We start from the raw sequence: 25893 nt of genomic DNA on the forward strand, positions 1-25893 counted from the left end.
GGAAGTGCATGCTCAAGAAAATCGTATTGCTTGGGGCGCTCCTTGGTGCCGTACCCGCTCTTGCGCAACTTGCTCCCGGCGTTCGGATGCCGACGGAGATCGGCGCAGCTTACGGAAGACTGGGAAAAGCCATGAAGGCTCATGACGCTGCAGGTGTTAGGACCGTTTGGGCCGAAGATTTCGTCGTCAATTCGCCAAACAACACCGTGATCGGACGCGAGGATGTGATTCGCGTCATGGAGCGAGACTTTCTCGATTATAGGGACTTCCATAAGCACATCACCTTCGTCGGTGAGAAACCGGAGGTGACGATCGTTATGGGATATGACACGATGATCCCGATCAAGGGTCCAGGCGCTGGTAAGCAGGTTATGCGGCCATTCACCGACATCTGGGCAAAGCGAAGCGCGGGCTGGCAACTGATCGCCCGTCAGGCGACAATCGCTTCGGCGGAGAAGGAGTGAGATCGTCTGCAAGCTCGGCAGCAGGCGACCCATCCTTGCCGCTCAGACCCCAAACTCTGATGCCCAGGTCCGGTCCGGCCGCTTCCGGCAGATCTCGATCAACACACGCCGTCCCAAGGGGGTGCGGGCATGCCCCCCCGCCGGAACCGACCCTTCTCCACGCCGACATCTAGCTGGCTGCCAAGCGTGTAGAAACATACCTTCAGCCACCGGCAGGTGTACCTGCATCCTGATCAGGCGGGAAAGCGATCGGGGTCGCTGCGCAGATCGTACGCAGCGCCTGTTTAAGTCCCTCCTCGACGGTTGGGTGATAGAACGGCATGTTCAGCAGCTGTGTCGCTGTGAGGCCAGACTGCACCGCCCAGGCAAGCATGTGTGCCAGATGCTCGCCTGCAGGCGCGATGAGGTCGGCGCCGATCAGCCTGCCGTCGGGCGCTGCTGCATAGAGCGTCAGCGTCCCGCGGTTGACCCCATCCACCCGCGAGCGGCCCTGGTCCGAGAAGTCTGCCGTGCCGGTGACGGCCGCGTCCTCCTCCGCCTCGCCGATGGTCGCCAGGACCGGCTCGGTGAAGGTGATGGCGAAAGGCGTGTAGCGCTCCACGGTGATAGGCGCTGGCAGGGCGGCGGCATTGCGTCCGGCGATGGCGCCTTCGTGCGAAGCCTCGTGCAGGAGCGGCAGGTCCGCCGCCGCATCGCCGGCAAGGAAGACGCCGCTCTGCCCGCAACGCATCGTCGCGCGCTCATGCCGGGGAACGCCGCGATCGTCCAGTTCCAGTCCGGTACTGTCGAGGCCAAGCCCCTCGATCTGCGGCTTGCGTCCGACCGCGACCAGCACCTTGTCGAATATCGCCTCACCCTCGCTCGCACCGGTCCAGCTGAGACGGGCACCGTCGGGGTCAACGTGCGGAGTAACATCGACGCCGAGGTGAAGGGCCAGGTTCTCTGTCAACACGTCGCACAGTTGAGCGTGGACTTTTTTGCAGCGTACCTTGGCCATGCGCTCGTCCTTGTCGAATAGCGTGACTTCTACCCCAAGGTGGGCGAACGCCTGCGCCAGTTCGAGCCCAATGGCACCGGAACCGATCACCGCAAGACGCCTTGGCAGGTCAGCCAGCTCGAAAACCGTATCGCTAGTCAGCGCGGCTTCGCCCAGTGCCGCGAAAGGTTCTGGCAGGATCGGCGCGGACCCGGTCGCGATAACGACCGCACGCGCTTCTACCGCGCGCCCGTCATCGAGTATGAGGCGTTGCGGTCCATCGAAACGGGCGCGGGCTTTGATTTTCACGCCCTCTGGCAGGTGGTCGATGGACTCGCGGATGAGGCGCGCGAAGCGGTCGCGCTCTTCACGGACCCGCCGCAGGACCGCAGGCCCATCGACCCGCATGCCTTCAATCTCGATGCCGAACAAACTCGCACGCCCGATCCTTGCGGCTTCGCGGCTCGCGGCAATCAACAGCTTGGAGGGCATGCACCCCACCTGCGCGCATGTCGTGCCGCCGAAAGCAGGGTCGATCAGCAAGGTCGAAGCTCCGTTCTTGCGGGCAGCACGCTCGGCAGCGAGCCCGGCCGTCCCCGCGCCGATCACCGCAACGTCGGTCCGTAGAACCGTCGCGTGGGCTTGGTGGTCGTTCATGGGTGAGTGTCTTCCTTATAGTCGTGGGGCAATTTTCAGGGATCAACCGTGTCGCGCCCGGTGTTGGTCAAGTGTCTCGCGGATGGCTAAGAGCGCGCGGGTCACTTCATCGCTCCATCCGCCTGGCGGCAGGCGGCGCACGGCGGAATGAGCGGCGCAGACAATCTGAGTAGTCGCCCACTTTTCGGCCAGATGGTAAGTCCATGCGACGAAATCGTCGACAGCACCGGGACGATGCTGCAGCGCTTTTCCCAGCATAGGATGAAAGCGGAGCCGCGACTGGGGAAGGACGCTGCCGAGCAAGCCGGGCGCTGCAAGCACCATCAGCGTATCGTCGACATGGACGATCCCACTCGGTCGGTGCCGCACGAGAACGGAAGAGGCATGGACGCTGTCGTCGCCGGTCACGAGATCGAGCCCGGCGGGAACCGAAAAGTCCAGATCCTCGAACATGCCCTGGGTTGCCACGTTCTCGATGGTCTCCTCTTCCCAGGGCAGTTCCGGTGCCTGTTCGCGATGCCGCCTCGTGCCAAACAACTTCGCGCGGGGCGCCAGTTCATGGGCCGCCGTGCAATGCAGGGTGTGAAATGGATGAACGTTGACGATCGTGTCGATCGCGGCGCCGTTTTCGGTCATTTCCAGCAGCGCCTCGCGATCAGCGCCCGATACGCCATAGCTGTCGATCAGCGTGAAGCGCCCACCGGTCCGGCGCACCAATGACATTTGCGTGCCCAGTTCGATGATCTTGGCGACTTTGAACGAGCCTCGGAAGTTCCAGAAGTTCTCGGCAAGTTGCTTCATGTTCGGCTTGGCTCCGCCCCTGATAGTGCGATCGATTGACCGAGGGGATACGCGTGCAAGTCCTGGAAGCCGCCATCGTTCCTGTTCAATATGCCCGAGATTGGGCAGAGGCCGTGCGCAGTGGTGTAACGATAAGCTGTAACGAGACGATGGCCGGAAATCGCGGACGCGGGCCCAGACGGCACTCGACGGAGTGCGACTTACCCTGCTTGAACTGCCCGGCGCTATTCCGCATCCTGCCGATCTCGATTGAATGTTCAGACTCCGCATGCTCAGCGCACGACCACAAAAAGTTGGAAATCGGCTGTAGGTCGCATTCCCCGGCCGACAAAGATTTCCCCACGAAACGGCGAGCAGATATTTGTTCTCAATATGTTCCGGCCATGCTAGCCTGTGGCTATGGTGGAATCAGCTATCCGCAAGATCATCCATGTGGACATGGATGCTTTCTTCGCATCGGTGGAGCAGCGCGATGACTCGACACTGCGGGGGCGCCCTGTGGCCGTCGGTCATGGCGCGGCACGAGGCGTTGTTGCAGCCGCCAGCTACGAGGCGCGGAAGTTCGGCGTGAAATCCGCACTGCCGTCGGTCACCGCGCTACGTCGGTGCCCCGACCTGATTTTCGTGCCACCTCGGTTTGACGTCTATCGGGACGTGTCCCGACAGATCCATGAAGTGTTCGCTCGCTACAGTGATCTGATCCAACCTCTTTCGCTGGATGAAGCGTACCTCGACGTGACGGCAAACAAGGCCGGGATCGAGACGGCCTGGAAGACGGCGAAGGCGATCCGCGCGGCAATCCTGGAGGAGACCGGGCTGACGGCTTCAGCCGGGGTCTCATACAACAAGTTTCTGGCCAAGCTGGCGTCGGACCAACGCAAGCCGAATGGGCAATTCGCGGTCACCCCGGATATGGGCGCCGCTTGGGTCGAGACCTTGCCGGTCAGCCGCTTCCATGGGGTGGGTCCAGTAACGGCCGACAAAATGAAACGCCTTGGCATCGAGATCGGGGCAGACCTGCGGGCAAAATCGTTGGATTTCCTACAGCAGCACTTCGGGAGTTCGGCAGAATGGTATTTCGCGATCGTGCGCGGCATCGACCACCGGCCGGTCAATCCCAATCGCATCCGCAAATCGTCGGGGTCGGAAACGACGTTCGATCGTGATCTAACGGAGCCCAACGAGATTGAAGCAGGCATCTTGCAGATGGCTGACGATGTCTGGCGATGGTGTGAATCCCGACAGGCGTTCGGGCGAACTGTGACGGTGAAGATCAAATACGGGGACTTCAAACAGATCACGCGCCGACGCAGCCAACCCAACCCCATCGCATCCCACGAGAACCTGCGGAATTCTGCCATTGATCTTGTTCGTACCCTGCTTCCACCTGCCAAGGGCATCAGGCTGGTCGGCGTCACGGTGTCGAATTTCGTAGAGGCCGAAACGAAGGACGGGGCCGCGGAAATCGAATTGCCGATCTTTGTGGAGGATCAGGCGGCTTGATGCCCGACTTATTCGACACCCCAGTGTTGCCCGGCTTGGCTGAGAGGCAGAACATCTTGGACCGGGCGGAAGAACGAATACTTATCGGTAAAATTGACCAGACTGATCTCACGCCCTTCAAGTTCCAGAGTTGGACCGGCAAGCGGCTGACCATTTCGTTCGGCTGGTGCTATGACTTTGAGGTCGGACGGCCGATGGAGGCACCGCCAATTCCTGACTGGTTGGCGCCGTTCCGCGATCGAGCGGCGCAATTCGCGGATCTGGATTCGGAACAACTGATACAGGCGTTGCTAATCCGCTATGATCCGGGCGCGGGTGTTGGCTGGCACAGAGATCGTCCGGTCTACGAACACATCGCCGGGATATCGCTAGGTGAACCTGCCACCATCGGTTCCGCCGCCGACGCGGCAAAGGGTTCCAGCGGGCATCAATGCTGTTGGAGGCACGGACTGGTTATCACATCAGCGAATCTGCTCGATATGAATGGGAACACAGCATCGCCGAGATGGAGCGGCCACGATGGTCGATCACATTCCGAAGTTTATCGTCGAAAAAGTGAAGCGTCCTGCGCACTTCGGTAGAGTCAGGAAGTGGCGCGGTGTCGTGCGGCGCGCCTGTGGGGCTTGCCAGACGATCCGTTTCCACTCCCTGCTCATCGAACCGGACGTGCAGATCTCCCGCATCCGGCTCTCGGACAAGATATCACGCCTTCACCCACGGCGGGCTGCGGCCAAGTTCGCCAGACGTACGAGGCCGAAGCGCTCGTACAGCTCAGGGTCGTGATAGGCTCCCTCGCGCTTTCGTCTGGTCTTGTGCTTGGCCCGCAGCCACCGGCGCAACCGCACCACTGTGTAACTGTCGATAGCCCGATATGCCCTGCTCGTGGTTCCAACCGAGAAGTAGTTGGCCCATCCGCGCAGCACCCGGTTCATCTTGGCCACAAGGTATGTGGTATCCTGCCATGTACGCGCTCGGTCTGTCAGCTCGTGGATCGTAGCGATCACGCGCTGGATGCTTTTCTTTGATGGCCGGTGGCCCATGTAGGCTTTGCCGGTTTTCGCGGAGTACATCCGACCAAACGTGTATCCCAGAAAGTCGAACGTCTCGTCCGGCACCTTACAGATACGTGTCTTTTCCTCATTCACTGTCAGCTTCAGCTTTTCCATGATCCTGCGCATGTGATCTAGCGCAGCTTCCGCATTGCCCTTCGCACACAGGATCACGAGATCATCAGCATAGGTGACGAGCCGCGCGCCTAGACGTTGCCCAAGACCGAGCTTCCGCCACCCCAAAACGAACCGGCGCATGTAGAGATTTGCCAGCAGTGGTGAGATGGGTGATCCTTGCGGGATGCCGCGCCGCTGATCGCGGGCCTGCGTCGTTCGTGTCTTCCTGCCCTTGTCATCCGTTTCTTCGACAGCGCATTCCAGCCAGGATTTGATCAGATGCAGAACGCGCGGATCAACGATCCGGCGCGATACCGATTTCATCAGCTCAAGGTGGGGGATGCTGCCGAAGTAGTCGGCAAGGTCGGCGTCCACGACATCCGGTCGGCCATAGAACAGTTGCTCCTCCACCTCGACCACGGCCTGCTGGGCGTTGCGCCCGGCTCGGTAGGCGTAGATCTCGGGTGGGAGGTCGGCTTCAAAGATCGGTTCAAGCACCAGCATCGCTGCCGTCATGCAGACCCGATCCCGCACGGTGGAAATGCCCAGCGGCCTGAGTTTGCCGTTGGCTTTTGGTATGTAGACCCGTCTGATCGGTTCCGGTCGGTACGTCTCCTCTTTGAGCGCAAGCGCCAGTTCCGCCAGCCATCGCTCGACGCCGTAGTCCTCGATACCCGCAAAGTCCTGACCATCCACACCCGGCGCGCCCCTGTTGGAACGACACTGGGCATAGGCATGAGCCAGAATGTCATTGCGGCTAATCTTGTCGTACAGCGCGTAGAACCGATAGCCGACTTCTGCCTTCGCTTTCGCGTGCAACGCCTTCTGCAGTTTCTGGACGCTTATCGGAGTTGATAGGTTACCCAATCTCCTGCCCCTCACCACTTGCTGCGTTCATCTTGAACTGAGGCTCCTTCCCTCCACCGACATTACCCGGCTTCCTCGGTACTACGGGCCTCTCCGCCACCCCATTGCGCCCTTCCCTCCCTCGCGGGCGTCCAGTTGCCGATCACCCGGCACGCGATGGGGCTTCCCGTGTTGCGTGCACTTTCCTTGCGTACATGCTGTCGCCACTACCCCGGTGCAGCAGACGGGTTCAACGTCGCTCAAACTCGCCCGTCCATATCAACCTTCCCCGTAAGGGTTAACGGGTCGGCCTGCACATCGTCCTTTTCGAGGATTGCTCAGCGTTCACTCACGTTGCGGCCTGTACGCTCGCACGGTCACCTACGTGACCGTTATCCGGGGGCTTCAGACATTTCGTCACCTCCACGCCTGCCCCGGTTGCTTCCGGCTGGAGCATCGCCGGGTGGGCCTCTCACCCACTAGAAAGTGCCGCCTTTGCACGGCGCACACCCATTCCGGCCGCTTGCGATCGTAATTCTTCTTCTCAGAAGCGGACATAATTTCTTCTGTCCGTCGCGGACAAATTATGTCAGCGATTGCGGACGTTCCGGCATGGCTCCTTCTTAAGCCTATCCATTCACGGAGCTGACGGTCATTCATGTTGTGCGTCAGCGCAGCCTTGCGGTTGAGCCGGGGCGCTTAGTCCGCTCTAACTTCGGCCCAGCCGCCGCTGCATTAGATCAAGCGCGTCCTCAGTCGGTTCTTCATCGAGCCGGTTGCGCCACTCGGCCTCTTCGAGGTGGAGCAGCGAGATCGTGAAGTCATAGTGATCAGATGCGAGCGCGATCTCTTCGCACGGTTCGGCGAACCAAACTCCTGCATCATGCTCGGCGAAACCACCGTTCAGGATGCCGGGACTCGCTGCTATTGAAAGTGAAGGAATCGCGATGGGCGGACGCCCCGACGTCTTGAAATATGCTCCCGTTCTGAGCGCGGGGCCGCTCGATCGCGCCCAAAGGATGTACCCGTCGCGCGAGACGACCAGAACCGACCTGCGCTCGGTCAATTGAAGCCAGCGAAGCGTCGCTGCGATAAGCGATACGTCGTAGCGCTTTGCGCTTCGTCCAATATCGTCGAGCGTCGGCTTCTCCCTGGGGGTGATTTGCAAGGAAAAATCATCACGTGGCATGAGCAGCGCGACAGCAAACTCGTTCGCCTGCTGCTCGATTTGAGCATACTCGCTATCCCAGCGAACCATATCCTGATCGCCGCACTCCAGACCGTCTGGATGTGCAAGTCGATGCAGGAGGTAATGCCCGAATTCATGACCAAGGGTGAAGTTGATCCGTCCGGCCGACCTGATCGCATCGTTGTAGATAATCGCCCAACCCTTTTTGCCAGAGGGAGCGCAATACAGCGCGCCATCGAAGCCGGGCAGCGAAGCGCCCTTCACGAGCGTGATCGGCTCGTCCGGATATCGCTGCGCGGAATATTCCCGAGCTAGCTGAGGAACGTTCACCGGAAAGCGATCGGGCGTGCCACCATACACTTTGTTGAGCATGGTCGTGATGGAGTTAGCCCAACGGTTTGGCGACCACCCTTCGGTCATGAGTCTTCATCCCAGAGTTTTATGATTTGCCGAACCTTGGCTTTAGCGGACGAGTCCATCTTGCGATACTGGCGGTAAAACCGCGCATCTGCCGCGTCTTCCTGCGACATCTCTTCGCCTTCATCAAGTAGGAACTCGATGGTCGTGTCGAGCTGTTCAGCGATCTTTGCCAGCTTTTCAGCCGAGGGGCGGGGAGGGTTCTTGTTCTCCAGTTCCCAGATGTAGCTCTTGCTTGAACCCGCAAGCTCAGCGAGCTTATCGAGCGTTAGTTTTTTTCCTTACGCAGTTTCCTAATCTTATCCCCGAGGATGTTCGCCAAAACTTGTCTCTCCGCGTGTCGTGTTCGGTGTAGACGTATTTTATAGGCTTGACTCGCGAATGGCAACCGAGTCAGAATGTTCGGAGTAGAGGTACACCGCGTGCCTGAAAAGTTATACGGACAGACTGAAATGGGCAAAGGTCCCGATTCTCATCATGTAGTTCCCAACCCAGATGGCGGTTGGGACGTGAAGCGCGGTGGTGCGAGCCGCGCCAGCGTTCACACGGATACGAAGCAGCAGGCGGTCGATCGCGGTCGTGAGATCAGCCGAAACCAGGGCACCGAGCTTCGCATCCACAACAAGGACGGGAAGATCGCCAGCAGCGACAGCCATGGCAATGACCCCAATCCGCCCCGCGACAAGAACAACTAACCTGGAAGGAAGACATTCAATGACGAACGAACATGCAGCCGAAAAGGGCGGGAAGCCAGATCCAAAGACCGTGACCATCATCGTGAACGGCACCGAGTACGAGGTGGCGAAGGGCAAGATCACTTACGAGGAACTGCTCGTGCTGATCGAAGCGCCGGAGTTGCCCGAGAACCAGCGCTACCAGGTCATGTACAGCAAGGGCAACGGCCCGAAGCCGACCGGCACCCTCATGGAGGGCGAGTCCGTCGAGGTGAAAAAGGAAATGGAATTCGATGTCACACCGGCTAATCGCTCGTAGTCCCGACCTGCTCGCAATGCGGAATGACGGGTACAATCTCGAGATCCGTAACGGCTATCTGTTGGTCAAGGACGTTCCATACGTAACGGCTTCGGCGACAGTGCGCGAGGACGGCGTACTGATCGCGAAGCTCGATACCCAAGTGGTCGAAGGGCAGGAGCAAACGCGAAAGCCCGACAATCACGTCGCCTACTGGACCGGGGAGCATCCGTGCCATGCGGACGGCAGCAAGCTGCGCAGCTTCGAAAATCCGAGCGAGGCCCAGGATTTCGGCGGTGGCGTGAAGGCGGATTTTACGTTCTCGGCGTGTAACAATTACCGCGACTACGAGCATAAGATGCTCGGCTATCTCGGCTGGATAGTCGGCGAAGCGCGCAAGTTGCGCGACGTGACCGCGCAGCCCCACCCCGTCTACGCGACCGATGAAGAGGATGATGACATCTTCCACTACATCGACACGGCTTCGAGCCGCGTGCACATCGGCGCTGATAACGAAAAGCTGGAAAACCAGCGTGTCGCGATCATCGGCGTGGGTGGAACGGGGTCTTACATTCTGGATTTGATTGCCAAGACGCGCGTCGCGGAAATCCTTCTGTTCGACGGCGACAGCTTCGATACGCACAACGCCTTCCGCGCTCCTGGCGCATGGTCGCTCGCGGAACTGGAAGCCAAGAAATCAAAGGTGGAAAACCTTTACGACATCTACTCGAAGCTTCGCCGCAAGGGACTCGTGAAGCACGATGATGCATTGACGTCCGAGAACCTGCACCTGCTCGACGGGATCACCTTCGCGTTCATATGCATGGACAACGGCAAGGCCAAGCGTGCCATCGTGGATTGGCTGATCGCGAACGATGTAGCCTTCATCGAGGTTGGCATGGGCATCATCCGCGCACAGGCCGGGCTTCAGGGCATCGTACGCGTCGTCAGCAGCACGACTGAGAAACGGGATCATATCGACTCCCGGATTTCCTTCGGCACGGACGACGAGGCCGAAAACGAGTATTCCACCAACATCCAGATCGCCGAACTGAACTCGCTCAACGCGGCGCTTGCCGTCATTCGCTGGAAGCGCATGATCGGGTTTTACCGTGACGCCGGACGGGAGTATGCGACGACGTACCAGATCGCGACCGGAGAACTTTGCAACGAGGAGCGCGCGTGACGAGACGGGACCGGCTTGCGCATGCTTACGTAGAATTCATCCCGAAGGAGATCGACGAGGGCGTTCTTTATATCTCGCCGCGGTTCAACACCGCCACGCACCGCTGCTGCTGCGGATGCGGTTTCAAAGTCGTGACCCCTTTAAATCCTGCGAAATGGCATCTGGTCGATCACGGGGACACCGTCTCGCTGGCTCCGTCTATCGGCCTCGGCGCATTAGCTTGTCGGTCCCACTACTGGATCAGGCGAGGTCGTGTCGATTGGTACGCGGACATGACGGAAGCGCAGACGCGCCGCGCCCAGCGGCACGACGAATATGCGAGCCGCGTCCTGACCGGCGAGATCAAGCCCCCGCCCCCGGACACGACCGTCGCCAGTCAAGCCGCAAGGCCGGCCCGGCTTCCTGGCTGCTCTCAAGGCATGGTGGCACTCACTCTGGCGCTGAGGTGATCGCAAATGGAAGGTCATACGCATCGAGGCAAATGGTCATCGGCTGGCGTGCCCCACCGGGGCTGGCGCTGCGCGGGTATCGATGATCTTGGCGAGCCTGCCAAAGTTTGCGCGATGTGCGAGTGCGTCGAGATACGATACGTGCACTACATGGAGCATCCCGATTACCGCCAGACACTGGGCGTGGGTTGCGTCTGTGCCGAACATATGGAGGGTGACTACGTTGGGCCGCGCGAGCGCGAGACGCGCCTCAAGAACGAAACCCGCCGCAGATCGAAATGGATCGACCGGAAATGGCGAACGTCCCCTGCGGGCGTTTCCTTTCTAAACACGGATGGTTTCAACATCCAGGTGTTCGAGATGGAGGATGCGAAGCCGGGCTGGATGATCACGATCATGCGCCGAGAGACGCTTGATTGTGTACGTGGCCGAAAGCGCTTCTCATCAATTGAGAAAGCAAAACTTGCGGCTTTCGACGCCTTGATGTGGGCGAAGATCAAACTTTCCTGAGTGTGAGGAGATCGCGTGAGAACGGCGGTGGAATAGTCGGCCACGGTAGCGGCGGGATAGGTCCGCTGCGGGCGGCGTAAAAGTCGTCCACCTTGAAGCCTTTCTGCTTGGCAGGGAGGACTGGGGATTTTCAGCGTGGAACTCTATCTGAAGGTACGTCTGGCTTGCGCGGAAGGGCTGAGCCAGCGCAGCGCGGCGAAGCGTTTCAATGTGTCGCGCGACACGGTGCGCAAGATGCTGTCGTTTTCATCGCCGCCTGGTTACCGGCGCCAGGCAGCGCCTTGCCGTCCGAAGCTGGACGGGTTTGTAGCGATCATCGATGGCTGGCTCGACGGGGACCGGGGCGTTCCACGCAAGCAGCGCCATACGGCGAAGCGGGTATTCGATCGCCTGCGCCAGGAGCATGGGTTCACCGGCGGCTATACGATCATCAAGGATTACGTCCGGGAGCGCGAGCAGCGTAGCCGGGAGATGTTCGTGCCGCTGGCCCACCCGGCGGGCGATGCGCAGGCTGATTTTGGGGAAGCGCTGGTGGAGATCGGCGGGGTCACGCAGAAGGCGCACTTCTTCGTGCTCGATCTGCCGCACAGTGACGGGTGCTATGTGCGTGCTTACCCGGCGGCGGTGGCCGAAGCCTGGGTCGACGGTCACGTCCATGCCTTCGCCTTTTTCGGCGGGGTGCCCCGCTCGATCGTCTACGATAACGATCGCTGCCTGGTGGCGAAGATCCTGCCCGACGGCACGAGGCAGCGCGCATCGCTGTTCAGCGCTTTCCTGTCGCATTACGTGATCCGCGATCGCTACGCACGCCCGGGCAAGGGGAACGAGAAGGGCAATGTGGAAGGGCTGGTGGGCTATTGCCGGCGTAACTTCATGGTGCCGATCCCGCAGTTCCCGACATGGGAGGCGTTCAACCTGTGGCTCGAGGAGCAGTGCCGCAAACGCCAGAGAGACAAGCTGCGCGGGGAGAGCGAGACGATCGGCGAACGCCTGGTGCGTGATCTGGCCGCGATGCAGCCCCTTCCAGCCTCCCCTTCGAGGCTTGTGACCAGACCAGCGGACGTGTCTCGTCACAGTCCCTGGTGCGTTACAAGACCAACGACTATTCGGTGCCGGTGGCCTGGGGGCATCAGGAAATCTGGGTCCGGGGTTATGTCGATGAGGTGGTGATCGGCTGCCGCAGCGAGGTCATCGCCCGGCATCCCCGTTGCTGGCGGCGGGACGAGGTCATCTTCGATCCGCTTCATTATCTCCCGCTGATCGAACAGAAGATCAATGCGCTGGACCAGGCGGCGCCGCTGCAGGGATGGGAACTGCCCGAGGCGTTCGCGACACTGCAACGCCTGATGGAAGCGCGCATGCACAAGCATGGCAAGCGCGAGTATGTGCAGGTGCTGCGCTTGCTGGAGAGCTTCGATATCGCCGATCTCCAGGCGGCGGTGGAGCAGGCTATCGACCTGGGCGCCGTCGGCTTCGATGCCGTCAAGCATCTCGTCCTGTGCCGGGTCGAACGCGTGCCGCCCAGGTTGGACCTGGACGTCTATCCCTTCCTCCCACGCACCAAAGTCGAGAAGACCTTTGCCAGAGCCTACATGAGCTTGCTCTCCGATGGGCAGAAGGCCGCATGAGCGGTCAGGCCCCCGAGATCCTGCTCGCCCACCATCTCAAGTCGCTCAAGCTGCCCACCTGCCTTCGTGAGCATCAGAAACTGGCCCGGCAATGCGCGGCCGAAGGCCTCGACCATATCCGCTTCCTCGCCCGGCTCATCGAGATGGAGATGATCGACAGGGAGCGTCGCATGGTGGAGCGGCGCATCAAGACCGCACGCTTCCCCGCGGTCAAAAGCCTCGACAGCTTCGACTTCACCGCCATCCCCCGACTCAACAAGATGCAGGTGCTCGAGATGGCGCGCTGCGAATGGATCGAGCGCCGCGAGAACGCCATCGCTCTGGGGCCATCGGGCACGGGCAAAACACATGTGGCCCTCGGACTGGGGCTGGCGGCATGCCAGAAAGGGCTGTCCGTCGGCTTCACCACCGCCGCCGCGTTGGTCAGCGAGATGATGGAAGCCCGCGACGAGCGACGCCTCCTGCGCTTCCAGAAGCAGATGGCTGGATACAAGCTGCTGATCATCGACGAACTGGGCTTCGTGCCGCTCTCCAAGACCGGGGCCGAATTGCTGTTCGAGCTGATCTCACAGCGCTATGAACGCGGCTCGACTTTCATCACCAGCAATCTGCCCTTTGACGAATGGACCGAGACCTTCGGATCCGAACGTCTCACCGGCGCGCTCCTCGACCGGTTGACCCATTACGTCAGCATCCTGGAGATGAATGGCGAGAGCTACCGTCTCGCCCATAGCCGCGCCCGCAAGTCAAAAACCAACCCTTGAAAATCGAGCCAACGCCCGGGGAGTGGCCCTCGGGGTCGAGTAGCCGCGGCGGATTACTCCACCGCGGCTCTCTCAGAACCGGACATGCGGACCACGCATCCGGCTCCTTGGGTCGATATCAGAGTGCCAGTACGAACTGGTCATTGACCCGTGGGGGTTTAGCTCGTGCCATCGAGCTTTGAGCGAGATCAGTCGTCCATGGAACCATGAAGGAGGGTAAGCCCTCACGATCCCGGGTCGATTGGATTTCGCCCAGTTCCCTTTTCCGCAATACGCGGTGCCACCAGCGGCTTTGCGACTGACCCCGCGCGACAAAAGGTACCGGAATAAGAAGCGCGGACGCTTCTTTTGACGCACGATGATCGCCCTGAGCCGACGGCGAACGTGGGCGTCAATGACCCCCAGTTCAGACGCCACCTCTGCGGTACAGAGGCGGTAATATGCCGACCATCCGTTCAGGTATCGACCAAGGTCGGCCATACAGGTCATGATCGATCTCCCCCAGTTGGGCGGAGTCATGTCCCGAATAGTCGTCAGCAGTCGACGCTTCGTTTTGCGGGACAGCGCGACCTCGATTGAGGACACACCATCTGTGCAGCGGAAGCAAAAGCCGAGGAAGTGGACCTGCTCCGGTTTCCGGATGTCGCTTTTCTCCTCATTGACCTGAAGGCGCAATCGCTTCTCCAGAAAACGCCGAAGAGATGCCATGACACGGATCCCGGCTCGCTCACTGCGCACAAAGACGTTGGCGTCATCGGCGTAGCGGACGAAACGTAGCCCGCGCCGCGCCATCTCCTGATCGAACTCGTCGAGAACGATGTTTGATAGAAATGGCGAAAGCGGGCCGCCTTGCGGAGTTCCTTCAACGACTTCGATACGTGTGCCATCCGGCATCACCACGGCCGACTTCAGCATTCGTCGTATCAGGTTGAGAATCCGCCGGTCGGCCACCCGCTGACTCATTCGATCCAGCAGGCGTTGGTGATGAACCCGGTCAAAAAATTGCGCCAGATCCAGATCAACCACCGTCCGAAAGCCCTCTTCCAGATATTCAGTCGCTTCAGCAATTGCCGTATGAGCACCACGATTACGACGGAACCCATGACTGCTGGGATGGAAGGTTGGTTCAAATATCGGCTCCAGAATCTGGAGAACCGCCTGTTGAACCACCCTCGTTCTCACATTGGGAATGCCCAGACCGCGCTGACCTCCACCGGGTTTGGGAATCCAGACCCGACGAATATCCCCTGGGTAAAAGCGTTCCGCCAACAGTACACTGCGCAGTTCAGTCAACAGACGCGGAGCTTGCGCTTCGGCCTCCTCAACCGTCTGGCCGTCGATCCCCGGTGCCCCCTTATTGCGTACAACGGACAGTAGCGCCCGCGCGAGATTTGCCTCGGACGCTACCGCCTCCAGCAGCCGATTTGAATCGGCTGCCCGGGTGGAAGAACTTGTCATGGTTTTGTGCTTCGCTGTGTGCAGTAGCCATGACCGACGCTCGGGTTCGCCCGAACCTCCGACATCGCCACCCCCTCGCGGGCTGTCGGCGAACACGAAGCTCAATTGATGATGTCCTTTCCTTCTCAACCCATCTCTCCCTTTGCTCAGCCGACTTTCACCGGCTTCATCGCTCCTACGGAGAGATCCGACTTCTGCAGGGGCATCGGCGGTCGTCGTTTCCTCCTACCCGCCTACCGCTCACGCGGACCCCAACAGATCTCCCGGGGTAAGAACACTGGATATGCCGCCGCCGCCGCCCTCACTACCGCCCCGGTCTCGGTTGGATTTTGGGCGTCGCGTTTGTAGGCACGCTCACCCGACCGGATCGGCCTGTCCAAGGGTTCACTCGCGTTCGGTGCTGCGGTTCGTCTAAGACTTCCTCCCCACACGGCCTCGCGGCATCAGCGCCTTGCGCATCTCACGATGGGCACGCTGCGTGCAGTTGTCTTCGACTTACGGTTGCTACCAACTCGCCCCGTAAAGGACTTTCACCTCCTATCCAGTGCCCATGCCCGGCACACCTACGCCCTCACGCCACTCCCCGGGCGTGCGCCACACTGGCCTGCTTTTACTCCGCCCCGTGGCCGACTTTTGCGCCGCCGTTGACAATCGCGGATGGGTCACCCGTTGGGCCAGTTGGCGTCCCTCGGCTCGGTGGACGAATGGCAAGTTCTGATGAGGCCACGGAGAGCGAGGAACGGCTGAAATGGCGGCGGTAACTGACGTCAGCACCGCTGAGCCCAGAATGTCGGCTATTCCAGTATCATTGCTCCGAAGCCGACCGTCGCAAAGGTCCCAGGGCCGGTCATTCCGGATGCACTGCGCATGGCCCCCGATCCGGCTAGTCTACGCAGCGGGATCGTCACCCGGCCACCTCGCCGCCAAGCGACAGGGTGGCCGATGTTTCGATTACTTGGCCTTCGCAGCGGGACGCTTCCACCGCGTCTTGGCGCCAGGAACTGCGGCCGGGGTCTCGGTTGCAGCGCCTGTGTCGGCGGCGTCTTTTCCAAACAGATCCAACTTGCCGCGGCGCTTCGGCTTTTCTGCGGCGGCCGGGGCGTCGGCGGTTTCCGCGGCCGCGGTTTCTGCGGGCGAGCTTTCTTCCGACACCGGGGCAGCCGCTTCGGACTTTGCCGCAGACTTCGGCGTCCGCGCCATGCGCTTCGTGGGTTGCTTCTTGGGCGCTGCGCCGCGTGCCGGAGCCTTCGCGGCAGTCTTCGTCGCAGCCGGCGGCGCGACGGGAGTTTCGACGGCCTGCTCGGCGACCTGCGGCTCAACTGGACTGTCCGCTACCTTTGCGACCGGCGCCGTCATCGTTTCCGCTGAAGTGGCGGTGAGTTTCGGGGTCGCTTTCGCTTTGCGAGCAGGCGCCTTGGCGGCCTTTACCGCAGACGTCTTGGGAGCCTGCTTCTTCGGCTTGGCGGCAACGGGTGCGCCAACGTCGCTCACTCCCCCAATTTCGGCGCCGGCTACAGCATCTGCTGGTACGGCCGGGTCTGTCGCCTTCTTGTTACCGAGACCGATCCGTTCTGCGATTTCCCGGCGCTTGGCTGCGAAGGACGGAGCAACCATAGGATAGCTGGCCGGCAGACCGTAGCGTTCGCGGTAGGTTTCCGGGGTCAGGCCGTGCCGCGTCAGGTGACGCTTGAGCGTCTTGTAGGGCTTGCCATCGATAAGGCTGATAAGGTGATCGGGCGACGCCAGGCTCTTACGCGCCGTTACGGCCGGCGTGAAAGTCGGCTTTTCTGCTTCCGGCTCCACCGGCACTGCATTCTGCGTCAAGGCAGCCCGTGTCGACTGGATGAGCCCCGCGAGCTCTGCCGACGGCACCGTGTTGTTGGATAGGTATGCGCTCAGCAGTTCGACAGTCAGCGATGCAATGTCGGACTGCTTTTCGGTTTCGGCCATGCTTGCGTGCTTCCCTATTTTCGGCAACCGGCGGTGCCATTTGAATGCCAGCGGCATTTGGCAGCCGAAAACATTCCAACTGCATCCTCGCAGCAAATAGACCCGAGAAGTAAATTTTCATAGTCTTCGTACTACGCCGCACTCGGACCGACAGGTTCGCCGAACTCGGGCGCGTTATGATGTCCGACCGAGACGCTCACTGGCAATAGCGCCCGCTTGCGAACATGCCCGCCGGGCATATCGACGAGACGTCGAGAGAGAGAAGCGGGCCGCACCGAAGAACCTTGCCCGCTGATGTTGTGCGAGCCAGGATCTACCATACTTTTGAAGAGTCAGAGCCGATCAATCGTCGATGGGAACGACGCCATGAGAGCGCTTATACTTGAAGATCAACACCGGATTGTCATCACGATATTTAGGTGCTTCGGGGATCCAAATGGCAATGGTGGGTCATGTCAGTGGTCACTATCATCGAGTGCATCGTCCGGGTCTTGGTCGTCCGGGTCTTGGTCGTCCTCCTCTGGGTCATCGAAAACCAACGGGTCGAGATCAAGTTCAGCGATAACTTCGAGTTTGCCCCCAGCGACGACTATCTGGTCCCCATCTTCAAGCTCGACAACCGTTGTCTCGGATTCCTTGCCGGACTTGACGCTCACCACATCATCACCGTCAATCTCGATTTCGTCACCTTCAGGTGTTTCGAACGTCGATACAGTCATATTTGCTTGAGTTCCTCAGTTTCGCGTCTCGAGCCCGCCAACCGGACTATCGTTCCCCAGCTTCGAGCAAACCTGCGCCACCCCCACGTGATCCCTACATTATGGAGATTGGCTGGCCACGCAATCGGTTGTACGCCCGTATCAAGCCGCTCGATATGCTGCGGCTTGCAGTGGAGAACCGGGGCGATGCGCTTCGCAAGTGGCGCGACTTTTGGCCTCGCGATTGCCTGTATGATGGCGGCGATCGCCCATGCTGCAACGGCGGATTCGCCAATGGCTCCGCTCGACCTCAGGAAAGCGTTTGCCACCCGTTCACCTTGGCGACTGACAGCGACGCAGGGCCCGATGGTCGAGGATCCAGCCGGCCAGCTAGCGCCTGGCGCGATAAACCTATGCCTGAGCAACGACGCTGGCCGGAGCTGTGACCCAACACCGAACCTTGCGCTGCGCCTTACAAGCGATGGCGACGTGTTCGCGCAACCGCACTTCCTGCTTCGAGCTCAGGTCGTCCGGCCTCCCGGCATGCCCCGATTTCTTCTGCTGGAGCTCGCCAGCTTCCATGCTGGAAATGGCGACCAGCGCGTATCTTTGCAGCTGTACACCTATGATCAGGCGAAAGACTTTTTCCGGCTCGCATACGCGCATCGCACAGGGCGAAATAACAACCAGGAGATTCGTTACATCGAAGCTGGCCCGCTGTCCGGCGTTGTTATCGCCTCGGCCCCGACCAGCGACGCTCCCTTCGGATACTGGATCACAGTCGATCGTCCGAATGGCAGCGGAGTGTATCGGCAGGTACTTCGGTTCCGGAGTGCCACAACCTATGGCGACGGTAATCCGCTAGCGGTCATCGATTCCGAGATGCCCAATATCCAGCGACGGCTGGGGATCTGGCATCCAGGCATGGCGCTTCCGCTGCCAGCCAGAGCCTGCCCGCGCGCCCACCTTGTTCGCGGGGCGCTCTGGTGCGATTGAATTTCCCGTACTATTATCGTTACGGAAGCGGCCGGACCGCTCGCATCCAAGGCATCGGGACCTTCAAGAATCTCGTTCCTGCCGATGGCTGTGAATCGATCGCGAATAGGCGAGGCCAACCTGTAATAAACCGGGGCACGCACCCAGTCGGCGATACTCGTGCTGCCATATCGCTGCGGGTGTTACGCCCGCCACCGCCGGCGTCTTCACCGAAAGGAGCCACTGCGCCTGGCCCGCGGATTTCTCTATCGCGGCGGGCGTGTCGGCGCCCGTGCCTCCACGCCTAGTTCGGGAATAGCGATCGCCGGGCAATGCATTGTAAAGCCCGCCATCTTCATGGCATCGCTTTCGATCGTGATCGGGCAGGGCCGCCCTTCCTGCCGCGATGACAGCGCTGTTGGCGCGGGATACGATCGACAACGCTAATGTGTTCGGCAGCTAATTTCTAAAACTATCTCAGGCGGGACGTTCAAGTGCACAAAATTCGTGATCGTGTTGGCTTGGCGCGAGCGAACGCGAGCATCGGCGATATGCAAACGCTGGTTGGTATTGCGGTGTTATTGCTGAGCTGTGAGAGCCACATAGCGGTTGCTCATCGTCTAGACCCAAAACCGAAAGCCGAACGCGAAGCTGGCATACCGCATTCCTGCGAATACGCTCCGACCTTGTTGGTCCAGCATTCCAGCCTCCCGGCATCGCGTAGAGGCGGCGTTACAGCAACCCTGGAGGCGCAGGACGATGCACAGGCAACGTTCGGACTGTTCAGCGAGGCAAACCGGATTATCGCACTTGGGTGGGTCAGGATCGATTGGACAACGAACCAGCTGCTGGACCTGACCGACGATATCGAAGCGCCCAACCGACTGACGTTTCGACCTGAAGACTGGGATCGGGTGGCCTTCTGCTTGCGGAAGCTACCAAGTACGCCCTAACCGACGCTGCGCCCGGCAATGGCGGCGGAGGCGACAATGCACTAACTATCTATCCGGACCACCCGGTGGAGGCTGCTCAAAATCGCGATCACAATAGGACCCAAACCTCGCTAGCCATGGCAAATGGGTGCAGCTTATAGGCGCGGGTATGAATGACACACTCACACCCGTTATCCTTCAGTGCATCGCGCGCGCTCCGCAATGGGTCCGCCATGATCTGGAGTCCAAAGATCCCGTGATCCGCGTCCGTGCCGAGGAGACTCTTGCGGCGCAGATCGGCGCGGCCCTTCGTCAGAACAAAGACATCAAATTAGGCCAACCGACTGCCTGACCACTCCTCAGCCCGCAGCCGATAGCTGGGAAGCGCCACGCCTGACGCATCTTGTTACCGGAACGATTTCTTACGTCCGTGATATCGGGAAATAAGGAGATTTGGAAATAATCGGCAATATTATCGGAGCGATTGGTGGCAACCAGGCCGCCAAGCATTCCCAGGGGCTCAACGGAACAGTTGGAGCGTTACTCGGGCTCGCCGCACCGGCCATGCTACGTCGCCTGCGCCCTCTCGGATTGCTGGCTGCCGTCGGCAGCGGCAATGCCTACAAGAATGCAACGACCGGCGCTAGGCCAACAAGCTCGTCGCCGCAAACCGACCGCTTTCCAAGAGCCTACCCCTACGCAGGCTTGAACGGTCAACGCAGCTGCGCACGAGGAATTTGGTACCGAGCTCTTCAGCCAAGCAATAAAGCTCATAAATATCGCTTTCCCGGTCTCCGATATGTACACATCGCCCCGGCTCTCCAGCCAATTCGGTAGACCGGCGCAAATTATCAAGCCAACGGATACTTTCCTTTTGATCAATGGGAATTCGAGTCAAATTGACCCTGCGCTTGAGCTCTGCTGTTCCCTTGAACTTGGAACGTGACCAGAATTTCGCGGCTGTGAGACCCAACGGCAGTCCCTCTGGCGTAATTGCAAGGCTGACATGCATCAAAAGCCCGCAGATCGTGAACTTCTGGAACCGACCATCCTTCAACTTGCGACCAGTCGAACTCTTCGTAAATCCGATCTTATCCGGATCCGCGCGCTTGAAATTGAATTCGGTGGTATCCTGCAAGATGAGAATGGGACCTTCGGTTGCCTGGATGCGCAAGGCGGATGCTGCAAAATGCCCTTCCAGGATTTTGTCTTCGCTCACGTTCTCGTTCGAGAAGAAGCGGTAGGCCGCCTTAGTATTTGACCAGTCCTGAAAAGCCGTTGGCAGGGATTGCCCGGGGCGCTCTTCAAGTGCTTCAAGCATCACTCCAAGTCGTCGGTTCAGCCGCACGTCACCCAAATTGGTCTCGGCCGTTTCCTTGTCCACCCAGCTATGTTCCATCACGGCACCTCACTATCCGAAGGTGCCGGAGAATGAATCATGGGTGATTCCCGCCAGGCAATGGGTCCGCGGCAGGCGCGAATCAAGCGCGCGACCACTTGTGGGTAAGAGCAAGCCGGCACAGCCCGACCGGCTTGCCGGATCATGTCGGCCCCAAACACGCCCATTCCCGTCGCGAGACCGATGGCCGCCAGCAATTGGTCGCTCTGTGGCGGCATGACGATTCCAAATTGGCCGAGGGCATAGGGCAGCAGGAACCCGGCCAGCGTCACGGTGGGCGGCACCGCCATCCACCAGCGCCATAGCGTTCGTCCTGCAAATAGTCGCACCCCGGCGACCAAAGGGATGTTGGAGGCCGTGAGCGCCGCAACGAGTAACGATCGAATGAGCACGTCCTGCGGCCGGTTGATCCACTCCAGTCCGGCAAGACCCACGCAGTAAAGAAGCAGGCTCGCAGCCCAAAGCAGGTTATGAAGCTCATCTTTGCGCCCGCGCCACAGCGACAGGAAGATGACCGTAAACGTCACCGATGCCAGTACGCTGCACAGGCGCAAGGTCGCAAGATCGATCGAAGTCAGCATGTCCCGGCGCCCGCATACGCCCGATAGGTTAACAATGGTTCCGGCTTCCGCTGGTTCGCGGCGAATGCGCATTCGGCGTCGGGCTTCCTTCCCAGACCCCCGCGCTTCATCGGCATCAAGGTAAACCATCGGACTATCGCAAATTATAACCTCCGCGGACCGGCCGCCCAACCCAATCGAAACCATATGAGGGCACAGGGGATTAAGGGCTTATCGACACGCCGCAGGAGAAGTCAGAGTGGCCAGCCAACCGATAGAGCATCCCGGGAATGACAATCCGGGTGACGTCCCTGTTGAATATCCTGAGCCGGGCAGTCCGGGCGCACCCGATGACGTTCCACCCGTCGGTCCCGACTTTGATCAGCCGGACACGGCACCTGTCGAACTTCCCCCGCCTGACTGACAGGCCTTCAGCTCACAGCCCACGACCTCGGGCTCCTAGGAGCTGAATTCTTTGAAGTAAGCAGCGCCGCTTTCAGTGCTGAAAAGGTGATGACGCCGAGCACAAGAGCGTAGTGCTGGCGGGTAGCGCCGGGGCGGACTGAGCAGCCCTCGCCGATCTCTTGGGAATTACACGCCAGAGACTCGGGCCGCTGGCATCGCCTCGGCACGGTGAATGCCTCCTGCGGTCAAACCGACTCCAAAATCCTTCCTGATGATGGGCAATCGATCCCCGAAAACGTGAAACCCACCAAGTGAAACCGGATGCTCGAAAGGCAATCTTGCAATTGCTTGGCGAACGCATGGAGGGTGCAACAATCTGCCCGAGCGAAGTCGCTCGCGCCATAGCATCTGAGGATCAATGGCGAGAGGCGATGCCGGCGGTCCATGCTGCGGTCGATGAGATGCCAGCCGATGGCATCATCAATTTAAGCTGGAAAGGCCGGAATCTGAACAGGCGAAGCGGGGCATACCGTATCAGACTACGATAGATCGGCCTGTTGCAGAAATCGCCCGGACACCGGTGATCGCCTCCGAAGAGATGAACCGGAAGTGATGTGCAATCCACACCCCCTGCGTCGGACAAGCAGAGTTCCAGCCTGTTTTGTCGGGTGGGACCACCGATTGAGCCAGCCCCACCCGCTGCTCATCAGACGCTGCGTGCCTGCGCAGGATGCCTGCCTTCCGCGAATTCCTCGATCAATTTCGCGCAGAAGGCGGGAAGGTCGTCCGGGGTCCGGCTGGTGATCAGGCCTTCGTCCACGACGACCTCCTCGTCGATCCAACGGCCTCCGGCGTTCTCGATGTCGGTACGAACGGATGGGAACGATGTGACGGTCCGCCCGTCGAGAACGCCGGCCTCCACCAGTACCCAAGGAGCGTGGCAGATGGCGCCGACGGGCTTGCCGGCCTCGAAGAAATCCCGCACGAACCGCACGGCTTCCTCGCTACTGCGCAACTTATCCGAGCCGACGCTCCCGCCAGGGATGACAAGTGCGTCAAAGTCGTCCGCAGATACTTCGGTGAACGTCTTGTCCACGGGATAGCTGCTCCCTGGGTCAAGATCGTTGTTGTTCGTCTGCGCGGTCCCGCTCTCCAGACCTATTGCGGTGACCTTCGCACCAGCCTGTTCCAGTGCTTCCTTGGGCTTGACGAACTCGGGCTCTTCCGTGCCGCGTGGCGCAATGAGAATGGCGATCGCACGATTGTCGAGGGACATGGCATCTCCTGTCGAGTGGTGGGCGCCGCCGCCATTCCGATGGTACGGAAGGCTATGCGCCCGGCTTCCAGTGAACTGCCTAACGCGGCTCTTGATCCGCTCGGCCCGAGATCGTGCTGTGTCTTTGCGTGGGACTGCCCCACAGGCAAGGCGCTCTGATCCAGCCTTCCTGTCACGCATGTCGCGGGGGAACGTGCCGCGAGGGCACCGCCAGATTCGCCAATGGGTGCCGCACGTCTGCTGGCGACGGGATAAGGTCGGTTCCCCGTTTCGCCAACACGCGTCGTGCGGATCGAGCACCCGCCAATTTCACGTCGTTCCTCGCACATGGCGAAGGTCAGGAGCTGTGGCCGACGTCGCACCGCGAAACGACAGCCCCGTTTGAGCAGAAGATTCCCGGATGCGTCCCGGATCATAAACGGCACACCTGACGCCATACCGACATTTGCTGTCCTCGGTACGCTCCGCGCAACGGGGATCGTGCAGGAACCATATCGCCAACCCCCGTGTTGTGAACAAATCACGAACAAGGAACTGCCAGATGACCAATGAACTGCACAATCCCAAGCTGGACGATCACCCGGCATCGAATACCGAAAAGGATCCGTCTGATTGGGTGTCGGGAGACGACCCGATGACCGGAGCTCAGGCATCCTATCTCACAACGCTTTGCGAGGAGGCAGGCGAGGATCTGCCGCCCGGGGATCTCAGCAAGGCAGACGCGTCACAGCGGATCGACGCGCTCAAAGCCAAATTGGGCAGGAACTGACAAGCGACAGTCTGCCAAGTGACAGCCGCGCACAGGACGAAGTGTCCGACCAGGGCTTCAGGCAGATAAGACGGCCCCCGATGCGCCGGTTATCGGATCCTGCGCTGGATCCGGAAGCGCAGCTATGCGCGCGAGGGCGCCATCGTCGGCGCTCCGGCAGATGTCCCAGTCCTGGCCCTGAGGGTATGCGCCGACAACCTGGAAGTCGTCGCTGGCCTCCAGGCAGCGGTGTCCTGTACCTGCTGGCAGCATCACCGCGTCGCCGGCGGTGACGATGATCTGCTCGCCATCCGGCCCGCCCAGTTCAAGCACTGCGGTGCCGGCAAACACGCCAAGCGCCTCGTGCGCCGTCGAGTGGTAATGATGGTAGTCATAGACCCCGTCACGCCAGTCCGGACGCCAGCCATTATCGGTGAACAGCATTTCGAAGCGCCCGGCACCCAGCTCACCCGTCACCTCGATCGCGCTCCTGTATATCCGGACGGGCACGTGCGGATTGTTGGGCACCCACGCATTGGCGCCCAGTTGCGTCGTCTCGATTTCCATCACTTGCCTTTCGTCGTACCCCGCCGCCGCGCTGCCTTGTCGGCCAGTTCGATCCATACCGGCGCATGGCCGCTCGTTTTCTCCCTTCCCCGCGCTCCGGCAGCCGCGCATCCCTCGTGAACGCATGGCCGTGATCAAGGGCGACAGTTTGCCTGAGATTCAAGGAGAACGGCGCGGTCGTATCGAGAGCGGGCGCGATAATGCGGAGCGGCGCGTCGCGCACCTGCCTCCCGCCATCTTCAATCTCGGGAAAGCCACCGGGCCTCACGATCTTCGAGGGCAAGGCCGATGCCGCGACATGCATGCCGAACGGCTCGCAACGCACATCTACGCGAGCGGCACACGCTAATCTTCCTTGTGATCCCTCTCAAGAAAGTGCCAGCCGTTTGCCCTCCCCTCTCGAAGTTCGGCGATTTCCTGCAAGTCCTTCTGCATTGCCGCGATTTGTCGAGCGTGAGCGATGAGACGTGTCGCGACCCGTACTGCGCAGGGCGCGGCCCCGTCCTTCGGCTCAACGATCTCCGCACGGACGTACTCGTTCTCGATCGCGACAGCGAAAGCTTGTGCCGAAGCCCGGTTCAGGAAGACAAAGGGGAAGATCACGGTCTTCTCCTCCGGCGCGTGCAGTCCATGCTGTGGCCCGCAGTTTTGCTCCGTTTCCCCGGCGCCGGGTTCCCGGTCCCAATCCCCGTCAAGGCCAGCACGAGCGGGCTCCGTGGCCGGGCGCGGCGGCATACCTTCGTGAGATGGAGGACAGATCATCTCGTTTTCCACCTCGCGGTTGTCTGGCCTGTCATCATCCGCTTGCATGATGTCTCTCCTCAGCCTCCCGTGTCGCGATCATCCAGCCTTTCTATTCGCCGGATCGGCGGGGAGCGCGATCGACATCCCCGTCACGCCGTTCGCTTTCCGGATAGTCCTCCGGGTCGACTTCGCCCACGACAGGGCGATCGTCCACTTTTTCAGGCTTCTGACCCCCGCGCGTGCGGGGGTCGTGAGCCTCGTCCGGGCCAGCGTCCCCCATTCCGCCGCGAGGCGTTTCATAGGGGTCATCGCCGGCGCGCTGCCGGGCCTCCTCACCATTCTCGGGCGTGATCCCATCGGTCATGGCATGTCCTTTCCGTTTGCCGACGCAAAAGCACGGACGCAAAAGCATGGACGTCCTCTGCCGTTCCCGACGAGCGGGCGTCCGCTAACTTCGATCAAGTCACGGGGGCGTCTCCGCATCTAAGCGACTGATCCATGTTAACGTCACGTCGTCATCAGGGAACGCGGCCGAGCCCGATGGCTTGATGAGGGCACAAGCGCGCCAGCACAATCGCACCAGCGCCATGCCGATAAGGGCTGGAAAGCTCCGGGCTGCCCGCGACCGATATGCAGCCAGCGTACTCATCCCG

The 25893-nt window shown here is 60.5% G+C and carries 29 protein-coding genes and 1 pseudogene; 16 read left to right on the forward strand and 14 right to left on the reverse strand.

Annotated features, from left to right (window positions below):
• Positions 1–8: 8 nt before the first annotated feature.
• Positions 9–464: a nuclear transport factor 2 family protein gene (locus tag KZO24_RS27730; protein WP_486488283.1), complete on the forward strand. Its 456-nt coding sequence runs from the start codon at positions 9–11 to the stop codon at positions 462–464.
• Between the two features lie 202 nt (positions 465–666).
• On the opposite strand, the gene KZO24_RS27735 is transcribed toward KZO24_RS27730, so the two are convergent.
• Together KZO24_RS27735 and KZO24_RS27740 are read right to left on the reverse strand one after the other, a co-directional pair.
• On the reverse strand, positions 667–2097 hold the full coding sequence (locus tag KZO24_RS27735) for a dihydrolipoyl dehydrogenase (RefSeq protein ID WP_486488284.1): 1431 nt from the start codon (positions 2095–2097) through the stop codon (positions 667–669).
• Between the two features lie 42 nt (positions 2098–2139).
• Positions 2140–2898, reverse strand: a complete 759-nt coding sequence (locus KZO24_RS27740) for a hypothetical protein (RefSeq protein WP_486488285.1) — start codon at positions 2896–2898, stop codon at positions 2140–2142.
• A gap of 399 nt (positions 2899–3297) precedes the next feature.
• On the opposite strand from KZO24_RS27740, the gene dinB reads away from it, so the two are divergent.
• A complete protein-coding gene (dinB, locus tag KZO24_RS27745; RefSeq protein WP_486488286.1) occupies positions 3298–4401 on the forward strand; it encodes a DNA polymerase IV in 1104 nt (367 codons plus the stop codon).
• Positions 4401–4982 (forward strand): alpha-ketoglutarate-dependent dioxygenase AlkB family protein, encoded by a 582-nt coding sequence (locus KZO24_RS27750; protein ID WP_486488287.1) that lies wholly within the window; start codon positions 4401–4403, stop codon positions 4980–4982. The genes dinB and KZO24_RS27750 overlap by 1 nt, the downstream gene beginning before the upstream one ends.
• Before the next feature lie 129 nt (positions 4983–5111).
• Here KZO24_RS27750 and ltrA (KZO24_RS27755) read toward each other — a convergent pair whose 3' ends face one another.
• The 3 genes from ltrA (KZO24_RS27755) to KZO24_RS27765 form a co-directional block, all read right to left on the reverse strand.
• Positions 5112–6434: a group II intron reverse transcriptase/maturase gene (gene ltrA, locus KZO24_RS27755; RefSeq protein WP_486486653.1), complete on the reverse strand. Its 1323-nt coding sequence runs from the start codon at positions 6432–6434 to the stop codon at positions 5112–5114.
• Between the two features lie 688 nt (positions 6435–7122).
• Positions 7123–8022 carry an ImmA/IrrE family metallo-endopeptidase gene (locus tag KZO24_RS27760; protein WP_486488288.1) on the reverse strand — a complete coding sequence of 300 codons (900 nt, stop codon included), beginning with the start codon at positions 8020–8022 and terminating at the stop codon, positions 7123–7125.
• Positions 8019–8243, reverse strand: a complete 225-nt coding sequence (locus tag KZO24_RS27765; RefSeq protein WP_486488424.1) for a helix-turn-helix domain-containing protein — start codon at positions 8241–8243, stop codon at positions 8019–8021. The genes KZO24_RS27760 and KZO24_RS27765 overlap by 4 nt, the downstream gene beginning before the upstream one ends.
• Before the next feature lie 228 nt (positions 8244–8471).
• On the opposite strand from KZO24_RS27765, the gene KZO24_RS27770 reads away from it, so the two are divergent.
• The 7 genes and pseudogenes from KZO24_RS27770 to istB all read left to right on the forward strand — a co-directional run bounded on the left by KZO24_RS27770 (position 8472) and on the right by istB (position 13528).
• Complete coding sequence (locus tag KZO24_RS27770; protein WP_486488289.1) at positions 8472–8714, forward strand: DUF2188 domain-containing protein; 243 nt, start codon at positions 8472–8474, stop codon at positions 8712–8714.
• A 19-nt stretch (positions 8715–8733) separates the two neighbouring features.
• The gene (locus tag KZO24_RS27775; RefSeq protein ID WP_486488290.1) at positions 8734–9012 is read left to right on the forward strand and encodes a multiubiquitin domain-containing protein; all 279 of its coding nucleotides are present in this window, start codon (positions 8734–8736) and stop codon (positions 9010–9012) included.
• Positions 8987–10177 carry a ThiF family adenylyltransferase gene (locus tag KZO24_RS27780; RefSeq protein ID WP_486488291.1) on the forward strand — a complete coding sequence of 397 codons (1191 nt, stop codon included), beginning with the start codon at positions 8987–8989 and terminating at the stop codon, positions 10175–10177. Before KZO24_RS27775 ends, KZO24_RS27780 begins: the two co-directional genes overlap by 26 nt.
• The gene (locus KZO24_RS27785) at positions 10174–10626 is read left to right on the forward strand and encodes a ubiquitination-like system serine protease family protein (protein WP_486488292.1); all 453 of its coding nucleotides are present in this window, start codon (positions 10174–10176) and stop codon (positions 10624–10626) included. The genes KZO24_RS27780 and KZO24_RS27785 overlap by 4 nt, the downstream gene beginning before the upstream one ends.
• Positions 10627–10632: 6 nt before the next feature.
• Positions 10633–11136 carry a hypothetical protein gene (locus KZO24_RS27790; RefSeq protein ID WP_486488293.1) on the forward strand — a complete coding sequence of 168 codons (504 nt, stop codon included), beginning with the start codon at positions 10633–10635 and terminating at the stop codon, positions 11134–11136.
• A gap of 135 nt (positions 11137–11271) precedes the next feature.
• Positions 11272–12764: pseudogene (gene istA, locus KZO24_RS27795) on the forward strand (IS21 family transposase).
• On the forward strand, positions 12761–13528 hold the full coding sequence (istB, locus tag KZO24_RS27800; RefSeq protein WP_486488294.1) for an IS21-like element ISSsp5 family helper ATPase IstB: 768 nt from the start codon (positions 12761–12763) through the stop codon (positions 13526–13528). The pseudogene istA and the gene istB overlap by 4 nt, the downstream one beginning before the upstream one ends.
• A 72-nt stretch (positions 13529–13600) precedes the next feature.
• Here istB and ltrA (KZO24_RS27805) read toward each other — a convergent pair whose 3' ends face one another.
• From ltrA (KZO24_RS27805) to KZO24_RS27815, 3 genes are all read right to left on the reverse strand, one after another.
• A complete protein-coding gene (ltrA, locus tag KZO24_RS27805; protein ID WP_486488425.1) occupies positions 13601–15082 on the reverse strand; it encodes a group II intron reverse transcriptase/maturase in 1482 nt (493 codons plus the stop codon).
• A gap of 855 nt (positions 15083–15937) precedes the next feature.
• Complete coding sequence (locus KZO24_RS27810; RefSeq protein ID WP_486488295.1) at positions 15938–16936, reverse strand: Ros/MucR family transcriptional regulator; 999 nt, start codon at positions 16934–16936, stop codon at positions 15938–15940.
• 455 nt (positions 16937–17391) lie between these two features.
• Positions 17392–17655 (reverse strand): hypothetical protein, encoded by a 264-nt coding sequence (locus KZO24_RS27815; protein ID WP_486488296.1) that lies wholly within the window; start codon positions 17653–17655, stop codon positions 17392–17394.
• Positions 17656–17841: 186 nt separating this feature from the next.
• On the opposite strand from KZO24_RS27815, the gene KZO24_RS27820 reads away from it, so the two are divergent.
• The 3 genes from KZO24_RS27820 to KZO24_RS27830 all read left to right on the forward strand — a co-directional run bounded on the left by KZO24_RS27820 (position 17842) and on the right by KZO24_RS27830 (position 19893).
• A complete protein-coding gene (locus KZO24_RS27820) occupies positions 17842–18630 on the forward strand; it encodes a hypothetical protein (RefSeq protein WP_486488297.1) in 789 nt (262 codons plus the stop codon).
• Positions 18631–19103: 473 nt separating this feature from the next.
• Positions 19104–19562 (forward strand): hypothetical protein, encoded by a 459-nt coding sequence (locus KZO24_RS27825; protein WP_486488298.1) that lies wholly within the window; start codon positions 19104–19106, stop codon positions 19560–19562.
• A gap of 148 nt (positions 19563–19710) precedes the next feature.
• Entirely contained in the window at positions 19711–19893 is a 183-nt protein-coding gene (locus KZO24_RS27830; protein ID WP_486488299.1) for a DUF6771 family protein, read from the forward strand.
• Between the two features lie 291 nt (positions 19894–20184).
• Here KZO24_RS27830 and KZO24_RS27835 read toward each other — a convergent pair whose 3' ends face one another.
• Complete coding sequence (locus KZO24_RS27835) at positions 20185–20925, reverse strand: IS4/Tn5 family transposase DNA-binding protein (protein WP_486488300.1); 741 nt, start codon at positions 20923–20925, stop codon at positions 20185–20187.
• 14 nt (positions 20926–20939) lie between these two features.
• Positions 20940–21521, reverse strand: a complete 582-nt coding sequence (locus KZO24_RS27840; RefSeq protein WP_486488301.1) for a hypothetical protein — start codon at positions 21519–21521, stop codon at positions 20940–20942.
• Positions 21522–22264: 743 nt separating this feature from the next.
• Between KZO24_RS27840 and KZO24_RS27845 the strand changes: the two genes are divergently transcribed.
• Entirely contained in the window at positions 22265–22453 is a 189-nt protein-coding gene (locus tag KZO24_RS27845; RefSeq protein WP_486488426.1) for a DUF3253 domain-containing protein, read from the forward strand.
• Between the two features lie 158 nt (positions 22454–22611).
• Here KZO24_RS27845 and KZO24_RS27850 read toward each other — a convergent pair whose 3' ends face one another.
• Positions 22612–23181, reverse strand: coding sequence for a type 1 glutamine amidotransferase domain-containing protein (locus KZO24_RS27850; RefSeq protein ID WP_486488302.1), 570 nt, complete (start codon positions 23179–23181; stop codon positions 22612–22614).
• 541 nt (positions 23182–23722) lie between these two features.
• Here KZO24_RS27850 and KZO24_RS27855 point away from each other — a divergent pair.
• Entirely contained in the window at positions 23723–23950 is a 228-nt protein-coding gene (locus tag KZO24_RS27855; RefSeq protein WP_486488303.1) for a DUF3072 domain-containing protein, read from the forward strand.
• Between the two features lie 57 nt (positions 23951–24007).
• Here KZO24_RS27855 and KZO24_RS27860 read toward each other — a convergent pair whose 3' ends face one another.
• Positions 24008–24496: a cupin domain-containing protein gene (locus tag KZO24_RS27860; RefSeq protein WP_486488304.1), complete on the reverse strand. Its 489-nt coding sequence runs from the start codon at positions 24494–24496 to the stop codon at positions 24008–24010.
• Between the two features lie 124 nt (positions 24497–24620).
• Between KZO24_RS27860 and KZO24_RS27865 the strand changes: the two genes are divergently transcribed.
• Positions 24621–24845 carry a hypothetical protein gene (locus KZO24_RS27865; RefSeq protein ID WP_486488305.1) on the forward strand — a complete coding sequence of 75 codons (225 nt, stop codon included), beginning with the start codon at positions 24621–24623 and terminating at the stop codon, positions 24843–24845.
• On the opposite strand, the gene KZO24_RS27870 is transcribed toward KZO24_RS27865, so the two are convergent.
• Together KZO24_RS27870 and KZO24_RS27875 are read right to left on the reverse strand one after the other, a co-directional pair.
• The gene (locus tag KZO24_RS27870; protein WP_486488306.1) at positions 24842–25306 is read right to left on the reverse strand and encodes a ribonuclease E inhibitor RraB; all 465 of its coding nucleotides are present in this window, start codon (positions 25304–25306) and stop codon (positions 24842–24844) included. The genes KZO24_RS27865 and KZO24_RS27870 overlap by 4 nt on opposite strands.
• A gap of 43 nt (positions 25307–25349) precedes the next feature.
• A complete protein-coding gene (locus KZO24_RS27875; protein ID WP_486488307.1) occupies positions 25350–25604 on the reverse strand; it encodes a hypothetical protein in 255 nt (84 codons plus the stop codon).
• Between the last annotated feature and the right edge of the window lie 289 nt (positions 25605–25893).

The sequence above is a fragment of the Novosphingobium sp. NFX11 genome (assembly GCF_057376415.1).